Source organism: Pseudomonas sp. KSR10, assembly GCF_022355455.1.
In the GTDB taxonomy this organism is placed as follows: Bacteria; Pseudomonadota; Gammaproteobacteria; order Pseudomonadales; family Pseudomonadaceae; genus Stutzerimonas; species Stutzerimonas stutzeri_E.
Genome location: NZ_JAKOEN010000011.1, coordinates 33207 through 45964 on the forward strand (window position 1 = coordinate 33207; position 12758 = coordinate 45964).

13 protein-coding genes are annotated in these 12758 nt (G+C 63.1%); 2 read left to right on the forward strand and 11 right to left on the reverse strand.

The annotated features are described in order from the left end of the window. Positions 1 to 4: 4 nt before the first annotated feature. On the reverse strand, positions 5 to 1447 hold the full coding sequence (zwf, locus tag MCB86_RS03935) for a glucose-6-phosphate dehydrogenase (protein WP_045160178.1): 1443 nt from the start codon (positions 1445 to 1447) through the stop codon (positions 5 to 7). Positions 1448 to 1607: 160 nt separating this feature from the next. Here zwf and hexR point away from each other — a divergent pair, with 160 nt between their 5' ends. Together hexR and MCB86_RS03945 are read left to right on the forward strand one after the other, a co-directional pair. After that, positions 1608 to 2474 carry a transcriptional regulator HexR gene (gene hexR, locus MCB86_RS03940; protein WP_045160179.1) on the forward strand — a complete coding sequence of 289 codons (867 nt, stop codon included), beginning with the start codon at positions 1608 to 1610 and terminating at the stop codon, positions 2472 to 2474. A 107-nt stretch (positions 2475 to 2581) separates the two neighbouring features. After that, the gene (locus tag MCB86_RS03945) at positions 2582 to 2776 is read left to right on the forward strand and encodes a hypothetical protein (protein ID WP_045160180.1); all 195 of its coding nucleotides are present in this window, start codon (positions 2582 to 2584) and stop codon (positions 2774 to 2776) included. Positions 2777 to 2819: 43 nt separating this feature from the next. Here MCB86_RS03945 and MCB86_RS03950 read toward each other — a convergent pair whose 3' ends face one another. The 10 genes from MCB86_RS03950 to MCB86_RS03995 form a co-directional block, all read right to left on the reverse strand. Next, on the reverse strand, positions 2820 to 3833 hold the full coding sequence (locus tag MCB86_RS03950; protein ID WP_239609932.1) for an Ldh family oxidoreductase: 1014 nt from the start codon (positions 3831 to 3833) through the stop codon (positions 2820 to 2822). 37 nt (positions 3834 to 3870) lie between these two features. Further along, the gene (locus MCB86_RS03955; RefSeq protein WP_045160183.1) at positions 3871 to 5181 is read right to left on the reverse strand and encodes a TRAP transporter large permease subunit; all 1311 of its coding nucleotides are present in this window, start codon (positions 5179 to 5181) and stop codon (positions 3871 to 3873) included. Then, complete coding sequence (locus MCB86_RS03960) at positions 5178 to 5687, reverse strand: TRAP transporter small permease (protein ID WP_045160184.1); 510 nt, start codon at positions 5685 to 5687, stop codon at positions 5178 to 5180. The genes MCB86_RS03955 and MCB86_RS03960 overlap by 4 nt, the downstream gene beginning before the upstream one ends. A gap of 43 nt (positions 5688 to 5730) precedes the next feature. Beyond that, a complete protein-coding gene (dctP, locus tag MCB86_RS03965; protein ID WP_045160185.1) occupies positions 5731 to 6780 on the reverse strand; it encodes a TRAP transporter substrate-binding protein DctP in 1050 nt (349 codons plus the stop codon). A gap of 76 nt (positions 6781 to 6856) precedes the next feature. After that, positions 6857 to 7774: a dihydrodipicolinate synthase family protein gene (locus MCB86_RS03970; RefSeq protein WP_239609934.1), complete on the reverse strand. Its 918-nt coding sequence runs from the start codon at positions 7772 to 7774 to the stop codon at positions 6857 to 6859. Positions 7775 to 7867: 93 nt separating this feature from the next. Next, positions 7868 to 8905 carry a proline racemase family protein gene (locus MCB86_RS03975; RefSeq protein ID WP_239609935.1) on the reverse strand — a complete coding sequence of 346 codons (1038 nt, stop codon included), beginning with the start codon at positions 8903 to 8905 and terminating at the stop codon, positions 7868 to 7870. 10 nt (positions 8906 to 8915) lie between these two features. Then, positions 8916 to 9638, reverse strand: coding sequence for an amino acid ABC transporter ATP-binding protein (locus tag MCB86_RS03980; protein WP_045160188.1), 723 nt, complete (start codon positions 9636 to 9638; stop codon positions 8916 to 8918). Next, entirely contained in the window at positions 9635 to 10279 is a 645-nt protein-coding gene (locus MCB86_RS03985; protein WP_045160189.1) for an amino acid ABC transporter permease, read from the reverse strand. Before MCB86_RS03985 ends, MCB86_RS03980 begins: the two co-directional genes overlap by 4 nt. 10 nt (positions 10280 to 10289) lie before the next feature. Continuing rightward, on the reverse strand, positions 10290 to 10955 hold the full coding sequence (locus MCB86_RS03990) for an amino acid ABC transporter permease (RefSeq protein WP_045160190.1): 666 nt from the start codon (positions 10953 to 10955) through the stop codon (positions 10290 to 10292). 3 nt (positions 10956 to 10958) lie between these two features. Beyond that, the gene (locus MCB86_RS03995) at positions 10959 to 12746 is read right to left on the reverse strand and encodes an aconitase family protein (RefSeq protein WP_045160191.1); all 1788 of its coding nucleotides are present in this window, start codon (positions 12744 to 12746) and stop codon (positions 10959 to 10961) included. Between the last annotated feature and the right edge of the window lie 12 nt (positions 12747 to 12758).

The following is a 12758-nucleotide window of genomic DNA, read 5'->3' on the forward strand; positions in this document are numbered from 1 at the left end:
TGCCTCAACGCCACCACTGCCGGCCTTGGTGCTCGATCAACTGGTGCGCCTGGTCCGGGCCGTCGGTGCCGGCCGGATAGGGCCTCGGTTTGCGGTAGTGGCTGTGCCAGCCACGCAGGATCGGATCGACCCAATTCCAGGCGGCTTCCACTTCGTCGCGGCGCATGAACAGCGTCGAGTCGCCTTCGATGACATCCAGCAGCAGCCGCTCGTAAGCCTCCCAGCGGCGGGTCTTGCTGAAGGCATTGGCGAGGTTGAGGTCCAGCTCGACGGGCTCCAGTTGCATGCCCTTGCCTGGTGCCTTGGCCATCACCTGCAGGCTGATGCTTTCTTCGGGTTGCAGGCTGATCACCAGGCGGTTCACCTCGCCCTTGGTGAAGAGCATGTGCGGCACCTGCTTGAAGGTGATGATGATCTCCGAGCGCTTGCGCGCCATGCGTTTGCCGGTGCGTAGATAGAAGGGCACGCCGGCCCAGCGCCAGTTGTCGATCTCGGCCTTCACCGCGACGAAGGTCTCGGTGTCGCTGTCGTTGTCGACATCGTTTTCGAAGTAATAGGCCTGCACATCGTGGCCGCCGATGCGCCCGGCGCCGTATTGCCCGCGCACGGTCTTGTCCTGCACGTCGTCGCTGGTGATCGGCTTGAGGGCTTCGAGAATCTTTACCTTCTCGCCACGTATCGACTTGGCATCGAACCGCACCGGCGCCTCCATCGCAACCAGGCAGAGCAGCTGTAGCAGATGATTCTGCAGCATGTCGCGCATGGCGCCGGCGTGGTCGTAGTAGCTGCCGCGGTTCTCGACGCCGAGAGTTTCGGCCACGGTAATCTGCACATGGTCGATATGGCCGCTGCGCCAGATCGGCTCGAACAACGCGTTGGCGAAGCGCAGCGCCATAAGGTTCTGTACGGTTTCCTTGCCCAGATAATGATCGATCCGGTAGATCCGCGATTCGGGAAACACCGCGCCGATCGCCTCGTTGATTTCCAGCGCGGAATCCAGCGAATGGCCGATTGGCTTTTCCAACACGATGCGCGCGTCTTCCCCAGCAAGACCCGCGCTTTCCAGATTGGAGGCAATGGGCTCGAACAGCCTTGGCGCGGTGGCCAGGTAATGTACCCGCACGCGTCCCTCGGCTTGACCGAGGTGATGCGCGAGGCCGATGAATTCGCCTCGCTGGGACGCGTCCATGGCGAAGTAGTCGAGCCGTCGGCTGAACGCTTGCCAGACGTCGGCCTCGAAATCGGTGCGTGCGATTTCCGCGCGGCAATGACGCTCGGCCAGGCTCAGATAGGTGTTGCGGTCGATGTCCTGACGGGAGATCGCGAGGATGCGCACGTCGTCGTGCAATCGCTTTTCACGGTGCAGGTGGTAGAGCGCAGGGATGAGTTTGTGTAGCGCCAGATCGCCGGTACCGCCAAATACCAGCATGTCGCAGGAAATAGACACAGCGTCACTCCTAGAAGGTGGACAGACTCAAAGGTGGGCGATGCTGCAAGGCTTGTAGTATAACTACAAGCCCACTACACCCAGCCGGCAAGAATGGATGCGAGCGCACCCGCAGCGTTCGACCCCTCTTGCCAGGTATTGATCATAGCGAGTCCGGAACGTGAACCTGCTGCAACACATCGCTCAATCGAGAAGTTCGCTACGCAAGTCGGAGCTGAAGGTGGCCGACCATGTGCTCCTCGATCCAGCCGCCGTGATGCACAGCTCGATGGCCGACCTGGCCCATGTGGTGGGGGTCAGCGAGCCGACCATTGTGCGTTTCTGCCGCGCCATTGGTTGCTTGGGTTTCCAGGATCTGAAGCTGAAACTGGCGCAGAGCCTCGCTGCCGGCGCCAGCTTCGGCCAGTTCGCCATCAGTGAGAATGATTCGGTCACTGACTTCGCGCTGAAAATCTTCGACACCACCTTGCATACGCTGATGGAAGTGCGCGAAAAGCTCGACTCCGATGCGTTGGAGCGTGCGGTCGCCGCCATGGCCAAAGCGGAGCGGGTGGAGTTCTACGGTTTCGGCGCGTCCGGCGCGGTGGCCACCGATGCCCAGCACAAGTTCTTTCGCCTGCTGCTCAGCGCGGCGGCCTATTCCGATCCGCACATGCAGGCGATGTCGGCTGTCACCTTGAAGCCCACCGACGTGGCGATCTGCATTTCCCAGTCGGGGCGCTCCAAGGACCTGCTAATCACCGCCAATGTGGTGCGCGAGTCCGGCGCCACGCTGATCACGCTCTGTCCGAGCCAGACACCGCTGGCCGAACTCGCCACCATCAACCTGGCCATCGACGTCCAGGAAGACACCGAAATCTACACGCCGCTGACCTCACGCATCGCCCATCTGGTAGTCATCGACGTGCTGGCGATGGGCGTCGCCATGGCCCGTGGGCCGAGCTTGGTGAACCACCTGAAGAGCGTCAAGCGCAGCCTGCGCAGCCTGCGTCTGTCGCCCAAATCGGTGAAACCTCACGAAGATTGAGTGGCTGGCGCCGCACCGGTCGTCATCGCAGTGTCATCAGCCTGACCTTATAGCGTCACCCATGGCGCCGATGCTGAGCCTCCCAGCACCTTTCTCGGGAGACCCGCATGGCCCAGCACCGCGAAACCTACGTCAACCTCGACGCCCGTGCCCGCCGCAAGCAGCAAGACGAGCGTCGCATGCATTTTCGCCGCGCCATCGAAAGCTATGACGAGCAACGCCAGCTGCAGGCGCAACTGATGGAGTTTCCCGACCTGATGATTGCCGGTCCGCAGCTGTCGTCCTCGGCAGAGTGCCGCTAGTGAGCGCCACACCGGCCTGAGCGCCGGTGTGGCCCGCGCCGGCTTATGCGGGTTGTTCCAGTAACGCCATGAGGTCGGCGTGCAGCGCGTCGGGTATGTCCACGCCATCGCGCAGCGTCCGCTTGCGGGCCTCATAGCGCCGCTGTGACGGCAGTCGGGCGCCCTGGCCTTGAATGGACTCGAACATCGTCTCGGCACGCGCCAGGTGCTCATCAGCGGCATCGCCGAGGATTCGCTTGGGGTCGATGACGATGATCAGCTCACCGCCATAGGGCGCCGATTTGGTGCCGGCATCGTAGGTCAGCGATTCCTGGCTGGTCATGTCGCCGATCAGCGGACCGGCGAGCAGCTCGACCATAGCCGCCAGGGCCGAGCCCTTGTGGCCACCGAAGGTCAGCATGGCGCCGTTGAGTGCCTGTGCGGCGTCGGTGGTGGGGTTGCCTTGGGCGTCTATCCCCCAACCCTCGGGGATCGGATTGTCAGCGCGGCGATGCAGCTCGATCTCGCCGCGCGCCACGGCGCTGGTGGCGAAGTCGAAGATGAACGGAAGCTTTCCGGCGCGTGGCCAACCGAAAGCGATCGGATTGGTGCCGAATACCGGTCGGCTGCCACCGGCAGGCGCGACCCAGGCGTGGCTCGGTGTACAGGCCAGGGCCACCAGCCCGGCTGCGGTCAGCGTCTCCATTTCCGACCAGAGCGCCGAGAAATGCACGCAGTGGTTGATGGCCAGCAAAGCGATGCCCTGTTGCCGCGCCTTGTCGAGCAGCAGGGGCAGGCCGGCTTGGAACGGCACCTGAGCGAAGCCGCCCCTGGCGTCCACACGCACCACGGACGGCGCGTGATCGACGACCTCGGGTACCGCATCGGGAACTACCTTGCCGGCTTTCAGCGTCGCGATGCAGCCCAGCAGGCGATAGATGCCATGGGATTTGCACTCGTCGCGTTCCGCCGCGACCATGCTTTCGGCGATGGCCTCGACATAGGCTTCGGCGAACCCGTGCTGGCGCAGGATGCGCTGCGCCAGATCGCGTACTTCATCCAGGGTTAAGCGGGCCATGCATTTCTCCTCTAAATGAATCCCAAGGGGTAGCGGTTCAGAACAGTTGCCTCGGCAGCCAGGTGGCGATGCCCGGTACGGCGAGGATGATCAGGAACAGCAGCAGCTGAATGGCGATGAACGGCAGAACGCCCTTGTACATGTGACCGTAGCTCATATCCGGCGGCGCGATCGAACGCAGGTAGAAGATCGACGGAGCCAGCGGCGGCGTCAGGTAGGCCGTTTGCACCACTACCATGAACATCACCGCGAACCAGATCGGATCGATCCCTGCCAGCTTCACCAACGGCATGAAGATCGGTACGAAAATCAGCACGATCGAAATCCAGTCCAGCACCATGCCGGCGATCAGCACGATGGCCATCAGCGCCAGGATCAGCCAATAAGGGCTCAGGTCCATCGCGCCCATGAAATCGGCGAGCATCCAGCCACCGCCGCTGGCGGCGAAGATCGCGGTGAACATGGTGCCGCCGGTAACGATCAGCATGATCATGGCTGTGATGGTGATGGTTGAGACCAACGCCTCGATCAGCCGGGCCACGCTCAATTCGCGAAAGCACAGCGCCAGCAAGGCCGCACCGAACGCACCGACCGCGGCGGATTCGGTGGGCGAGGCGATCCCGGCAAGCATCGAGCCGAGCACGGCGAAGATCAGCAGGAACGGCGGAATCAGCGCCTTGAGCGTGATCGCCAGCTTTTCCATCAGCGGCGTGGCCTGCATCGCCGGCACGGCGGGGGCCAGCGAAGGTGTGATCCAGCAGCGCACGCCGATGTAGAGCAGGAACAACGCCAGCATCAGCACACCAGGAATCAGTGTCGCGGCGAACAGCTGGCCGATCGATAGCTGCGCCATCGAGGCGTACACCACGACGATCACCGATGGCGGGATAATGGTGCCAAGCGAGCCGCCTGCGCAGATGGTGCCGGCGATCAGCGAGCGGTCGTAGTGGTATTTGCTCATGGCCGGGATGGCCATCATGCCGACGACGATTTCAACTGCGCCGACGATCCCCGAGCTGGCGGCGAAGATGCCGCACATCAACATGGTCGACATCGCCAGGCCACCGGAAAAGCCGCCGAGCCAGAGCTGCAGCGCCTCGTACAGCCGCCGGGCCAGGCCGCTGCGCTCGAGGATTGCACCCATCAGCACGAACAACGGGATCGCGGAGAGCGAAAAGTTGGTCGAGGCCTGCAGCAGCGAGCCGAACATCTGCTGGAAGATGTTTTCGCCGAACAGCAGCATGCCGAACAGAGCTGACACGGTGATCAGCGAAAACGAAACCGGAATGCCGAGAAAGATGAAGACGAACAGCATCGCGAACATCAACAGCGGGATGAAATCCATCATTCGGGCATTCCCCCGCTGGGCTGCTTCTGGTCGGTGAAGTAGCGGTAGGCGTCGACCAGCACCTGCAGGGTCAGTGCAGCCAGGCCGATGGCCAGAGCGCTGTAGAACGGCCAGATCAGCGGTGCCCAGGGGCTGACGTGTTCGACCTCGCCGGTGACGAAGGCGTGCCAGGTGCGTTTGCCGGCCGTCCAGGTCAGGGCGCCAAGAATGGGGGCGAACAACAGCAGGTAGAACAGGCCGTTGATCCAGCGCTGCACGGCCGGCTTGAGCCGCGAGGCGAGAAAGTCGATGCGCACGTGGGCGTCGATCTTCAGCGCATAGGCGCAGCCGAGAATGAACATGGCGCCATTGAGCATGTAGGAGATGTCGAAGGCCCAGAGCGTCGGCGCGTTCAGCACGTAACGCGAGAACACTTCGAAGATCATCGCCAGCACCAGTAACAGCGCCATGGCCGCCGCGACCCAGAGCAGGGCGGTGCCCGGCCAGTCGAAACAATTGCGCTTCATTGAACCTCCAGGCCGGCCGCCACTGGGCGGCCGGCGGCGTTGCTCAGTGACGGTACAGGTAGGACGAGTTGTCCGACCAGCGCTTCATGTAGTCCTGGTAGTCCTTGAGGATCGCCTTGGCGTCAGTCTTCCCTGCGGCGCGTGCCTCGATCTGTGAGGTGACCAGGTCATTGCCGCGCTTGGCCAGATCCTCAATCGCTGCCGGATCCAGCCGGAGGATCTCGATGCCGGCGTCCTTGTAGGTCTGCATGGCTTTCATGTCGGCGTCGAGGAAGTGAAAGTAGCTCTGCATCGTGGTCAGCTTGGCCGCCGCTTCGAGCTTGGCCTGGGTGTCCTTGTCCAGCGAGTCCCAGCTCTTGGTGGTCATGAAAAATTCCCAGACGAACGACGGCTGGTGCACGCCCGGCGTGAGAATGTAGGGCGCGACCTCGTGAAAGCCCTCGGTGAGGTTGGCGCCCGGCGTTGCCCACTCAATGGCGTCCACGCCCTTGCGTTGCAGCAGCGTGTAGATCTCGCCTGGCGGCACCACCGTTGGCGAGGCGCCGACCTGCTTGACCACTTCGGCCCAGGCGCCGGCAGTGCGGTACTTCACGCCCTTGAAATCTTCCAGGCTTTGAATCTTCTTGTTCGAGTGGGCAAGGATCTCGGTGCTGCCGACGCCGACCACCATCGAGTGCAGGCCCATCTCCTTCTCACGGTATTCCTGCAGGTATTTCAAGCCATTGCCCTCGTACAGCCAGGACAGCGTCTCTTCGCCGGACATGCCGCCCGGGTAGCTGGCGAACACGTTGTTCAACGGGTCCTGATTGACCAGGTAAGTGGAGGTGGAGTGCCCAGCCTTGAGTACGCCGTTCTGTACCGATTCGAAGACCTGCAGCGCCGGGACGATCACCCCGGCGCCGACCGGGCGGATCTTCACCTCGCCATCGGTCAGCAGGTCAGCGTTCTTGGCGAAGCGCACCAGGAAATTCTCGAAGAAGAAACTGCCTTCCGGCACCGAAGTTGGCACCGTGTAAGTCTCGGCGGCCTGGGTGCCGGCGCACGCCAGGGCCAGGCCGAAGACGGCGAACAGATGGGCTTTTTTCAGTTGCATGGCGAAACCTCTCATGGCGAGTCAGGGGCCTGGCCGCAGGCGCGGCACAGGCAGGTTGCGGCAGGGGCGGAACGGCTCACAGGCCTACGTCGGGCAGCGTCGGACGATTGGCCATGGCTTTGGCCATGATCTGTTCGACGTACTGACGGTCAGCATCGGGTAGGGCCAGGCGTGGTGGGCGAGTCAGGGCACTGCCGCGGCCGGCGATGGCTTCGCAGAGCTTGATGCATTGCACCAGGTCGGCACGGGCGTCGAGATGGAGGATCGGCATCAGCCATTCGTAGATCGGCATGGCCTCGGCGAAACGGCCGGCTTTGGCCAGTCGGAAAATGGTTTCGCCTTCCTTGGGGAACACGTTCGACATGCCCGACACCCAGCCCTCGGCGCCCACGGCGATGCTTTCCAGCACCACGTCATCGAGGCCGGCGAACAGCACGAAGCGGTCGCCGACTTCGTTGCGCACATCGATGAAGCGGCGGGTGTCGCCCGAGGAGTCCTTGAAGCAGACCACGTTGTCGCAGTCGGACAGCGAGATGAGGATGTCCGGCGTGACGTCGTTTTTGTAGATCGGCGGGTTGTTGTAGACCATCAGCGGCACATCGGCATTCTTCGCCACGTAGCGGTAGTGCTCGGCGGTCTCGAACGGCTTGGAGCCGTAGACCAGCGCCGGCATCAGCATCACGCCGTCGACGCCGACCCGCTTCACCGCATTGGCGACCTTCGCCGCTTGCACGCTGGTGAATTCGGCCACGCCGCAAATTACCGGCACGCGGCCTTTGGAGGCGTCCACGGCGACCTCGGTGACGGCGATCTTTTCTTCTGTGCTCAGCGAGGTGTTCTCGCCTACCGAGCCGCAGACCACCAGCCCTGACACGCCGTCACGGATGACGTTGGAGATGACCTTGTGGGTTTCTTCAAGGTTGATGGAAAAGTCATCGTTAAATTGCGTGGTAACGGCGGGGAAGACCCCGCTCCAGTGGACTCGTTTGCTCATGTTTGTCTCCCGTCTTATGGTATTTCGTATACGTTGCGCTTCGTGTAAAGAAGGCATCCCTGCTCCGTCGCGCCCGAAGAACGGGCGTCTGTTCTACTGCTGTTTGGCTCCCGGCCAGGTGTCGGAGAGCCGATAGCCTTCCGGCCAAGGGTCGTCCGGGTCGAGCATGTGTTGGTGCGTGCCGGTGATCCAGGCACGTCCCGAGATGCACGGATAGATCGCTGGCTGGCCGGCCAGCTCGGTCAGCGAATCGATGCGGCAATAGAACTCCGAACCGAGGATCGAGCGCCCGATGAAGGGCTCGCCCACGGCCAGCTGTCCCTTGGCATGCAGCACCGCCATGCGCGCCGAACAACCGGTGCCGGTCGGCGAGCGGTCGATCTTGCCCGGCTGGATGACCACGGCGTTTGCACCGGTGGCCACGCCTTGCTCGCGGACCACCGGGGCGGCCAGCTGGCAAAAAGAGATATGCGCCCAATCCGGGTTGCTCGGGTGGACGAAACCGAGCTGCTCGTTGGCCGCGCGGGTGATTTTCAACCCCGTGGCGACCAGATCGGCCGCCTCGTCGGGACGGATGCTGAAGCCCAGCGCCTGAGCGTCGGCGATCACGAAACTGTCACCGCCATAGGCTGTGTCGACCTTGAGCGTGCCGAGGCCTTCGACTTCGAGCATGGCGTCGAGCTTGTCGGCGAAGGAAGGCACGTTCCGCACCTCGACCCGCTCGACCTTGCCGTTACGGCACTGGGCGACCACGTCGATCAGCCCGCCCGGCGCTTCGAGCGTCAGCCGTGTTTCCGGCTCGGTCATCGGCAGGATGCCGCTGTCCAGCAGTACCGTGGCGACACACAGTGAGTTGGAGCCGGACATCGGAGGTGTGTCGGCCGGCTCCATGATGATCCAGCCCATCTGCGCGCGCGGGTTCTTTGGCGGGACCAGCAGATTGACGTGACGGAACACCCCGCCGCGCGGCTCGTTGAGCATGAAGTTGCGCAGGGTTTCGTCACGAGCGATCCAGCGGGACTGCTCCCACAGCGTGTCGCCCGGTGGCGGGGCGACGCCGCCGATGATGACGTCACCGACTTCACCCTCGGCGTGGCAACTGACGACGTGTATGACCTTGCTCGAACGCATGCGATCTCCCCTAAATCACCGACTTCAGGAAAGCCGCGGTTTCCGGCTTCTGCGGGTTGCTAATGACCTGATCGGGCGGGCCGATCTCGTGCACCAGGCCATCACGGAAGAACGCGACCCGATCGGACACCTCGCGAGCAAAGCCCATCTCATGGGTTACCAGCACCATGGTCATGCCGTCTTCAGCGAGCAGGCGCATAGTGTCGAGCACCTCGCCAACAAGCTGTGGATCCAGGGCCGAAGTGGCCTCGTCGAACAGCATGTAATCAGGCGACATGGCCAGTGCGCGGGCGATGGCCATGCGTTGCTGTTGGCCGCCGGACAGCTTGCTGGGGAATACCTTCAGCTTGTCCGCCAAGCCGACATGGGTGAGTTGCTTGACCGCCAGTTCTTCGGCTTCGGCGCGGCTTTTGCCGAGTACCTTGCGTGGCGCCAGCATCACGTTTTCCAGCACCGTCAGATGCGGGAAGGCGTTCCATTGCTGGAAAACGATGCCGATCTTCTGCCGCAGCTTGTTGATGTCGGTGCCCTTGGCGTGCACTTCGGTGCCATCGACACGGATCGAACCGCTCTTGATCGATTCCAGCCCGTTGATGCACATCAGCAGGGTCGACTTGCCCGAGCCCGAGCCACCAATGATCGAGACCACCTCACCCTTGTTGACGGTCAGGTCGACGCCCTTGATCACTTCGAGCTCGCCGAAGGACTTGTGCACCTTTTCGATCTCAATCATTGCTGCCACCTTTTTTCCAGCCGGGCGCCCAGGCGAGCGACCACCAGGCTCATGACGTAGTAGATGAGTCCCGCGATGCAGAGCACCAGCAGCGGCTCCTGAATGCGCGTGACAATGGTCTGCGAGGCGCGTAGCAGCTCGATGATGCCGATCCACATCACCAGCGCGGTGTCCTTCATTACCGACAGCACCAGATTGACCCAGCCTGGAAAGGCGACGCGGGTCGCGACCGGCAAGACGATATAGCGCAGGTCCTGCCAATAGGTCAGGCCCAGCGAGCGACTGGCCAGACGCAAGCTGCCCGGCACCGCCAGCACGCCGCCGCGCACCACTTCGGTGAAAAAAGCCGCGGCGTAGATTCCCAGCACCACGCAGCCGACGGTGAAGGCGCTCCAGTCCAGCCCGACGATGCTTTTCAGGGCGTTGAACAGGACGAACTGGATCAGCAGCGGCACGCTGCGGAAGATGTCCAGGAACCAGGCCAGCGGCAGACTTGCCCGGGGAAACAGCGCGCGAATCACGCCGAAGACGATGCCGGCAATGGTGCCCAGCAGCATCGCCCAGAAGGTCAGCATCAAGGTCACACCGGCGCCCTTGAGCAGGAACAGCAGATCGGTTGAGGTCAGGCTGGTATCAAACATGCTCGGATCCTCAGTAGCGGAACAGCCGCCAGGCCATCAGCCGGGCCACCCCTACGATCAGCTTGGCGATCAGGTAATAGATCACGGCGGCCAGGGCAAAATATTCGAAGGTGCGGAAGGTCTTGACGTTGTAGTCCTGGGTCACGCCGGTGAGGTCGTTGTTCAAGCCGACGATCACGCCCAGCGAGGTCATCAGCACGGCCCAGACCATCTGGTTGGAGAGCGGGTGGAAGACGATGCGCAGCAATTGAGGAATGACGATCAGCCGGTACGCCTGGAACGCACTCATGCCCAGCGATCGCGCGGCGCGCATCTGCGTATCCGGCACTGCTTTCAGGCCGCCGCGGAAGTTTTCCGCCAGGTAACCGGCGTTGTTGAAGGTGATGCCGGCAAGCAGCGCCGCCCAGGAGCTGATGTGCCAACCGAAGGCGCCGAGGCCGAAATACAGCGCGTAGATCTGGAACAGCGATGGCGTGTTGCGTGCCACCGAGACCCAGGCGCTGCCAACGCCTTTGAGCAGCGGGTTGCGGGTCTCGCGCATGGCGGTCAGCACCAGTGCGATGAGCACGCCGAAAATCATCGACAGCGCGGCGGTCTCGAAGGTGACCACCGCGCCGGCGAGCATATCCGGCAGGGCGCGGAAGGCGGGCCGCCAATGGAAGGTGTAGTCGAACATCGCTCAGTGCACTCCTTCGATGTCGGCAGCGGTAAGCCAGCGCGGCAGGCGACCACTGGTTTGGCCGCTGCAGGCGGTATCGACGCATTCGGCCAGGCTGCCGAAGCGCACCTGCCGGCCAACCAGACCGGGTGCGTAATGGGCGTATTTGCCAGAGTTGGTCATCAGGGTGCGCGCCGTCAGCGGCACGACCGGTTCTTCGAGCATGCACCAGCAGGTGTCGGTAATGATCTGCACACCGAAGCGCTCTAGCGTCTGCAGGTATCCGGCTTCGCTGGCTTGTCGCTGGATCTCACGACCGCAGGTGACCAGTACGGCCACATCGGTGTGTTTCACCCGGCCTTCGCACAGCTGTGCAAGGCGGGCGAATTCGCTCAACGAGAAATGCGGATTGCCCAGGCTGATCAACTCGATATCTGCAAATTCACCGCTGTCCAGTTCGCGCCAGCTGGCCAGCAGATCGGCACGTTGGACCGACAGGATGCGATCTGGCGCTTGGCCGCCCAGGGCAGCCTCGGCCGATGGCGCTTCCGGTGTAACGCCAACGATATGAAACATCGGCGCCGCCGAGGTGGTGGCGAAGGCAGCGCCAAAGGCCTTGAGGTCGTCGAGCGTCGGTTCGCGTTGTTCGAGCCCGCAGATCACAGGGATGTCGCTGCCGCAGAGCAGGCCGAGGTGATAGCCCAGCAGCGGGTAGAAGGCGTCATCCAGATCCTGCAGCGCAGGCAGGTCGATACGCAGTGTGGCGTGGCGCTGATCGGCCAGGTGGCAGCCCGTCAGCGGCGCGCGGCCGGTCAGGGCGATGCAGATATCCAGGAAGTCGGGGTACTTCAACGTGCGCGCACCCAGCACGCTATTGGCATACACCACGGCATTGGATTCCGCCCAGACGACCTGCTCACCGGCGCTTGGCGCGCTGTCGAGCAGATAGGGCGCGCAGGTGAAACTGGCGCTGGCGCCCATTTCGACATAGGCGTCGGCCAACTGGCTGGCCGGCTCGCCGAACGTGGCGGCGACGCCCATCTGTCGCCAGTGGCGCTGATCCACAGAGATCGAATTGAGGGTGGTCGGGACCTTCACCTGCCCGCCCCAGTCGGCCAGCTGCCGTGCGAACCTGAGACTCGCCGGCCCGGTATAGATGCAGCCGTCGATATGCGCCTGGGTGATATCCACCAGCTCCCGCGCGCCTTGGAGTTCGGCCATGCGCAACAGGATTTGCATGGCCGCCTGAGTGGCCTTGCCATGCTCACCGGCGAGCATGGCCTGGTCCTGCGCGTTCAAGGTAATGCTTGCCGGTAAGGGGTATTCGGGAGCCGTCGAAGCGGTCCATTCATCTTTTGGCAGCTCGGCGAAGCCCTCCACCCGGCCGTTTTCGATGCGCAGGTAGCGGGCGTCGCGCAGCGCCGCGAAGGCTTGCGAACCGATGCTCACCACCGGAAGCGAACGGTCGAACAGTTGCTGCGCCACCAGTACGCCGAGGGTGAGAATTTCTTCTGCTTCGGCGAAGACCAGCGCGGCCGGTGCATGACCGTTGAGGATGAGCTCCAGCAGGACACTGCTGCCGGTGCAGGACCCACGCCCGCTGGGAATCGCCAACACCTGGCCGGCGATGACCTGACCGTTGAGCGGGTGGTGACGGTCGATCACTTCGCCACTCAACGGATCAACGCCGCCCCAGAAACTCAGGCCCACCTCCGCATGCAGACAGGCTGCCTGGGCACTGCCCGACACCAGGCTGCGCCCCCGGAAATTGAGCGCAGGCTGTTGGATGAGCGCGTCGCGACGAAGCATCGTTATCCGCCG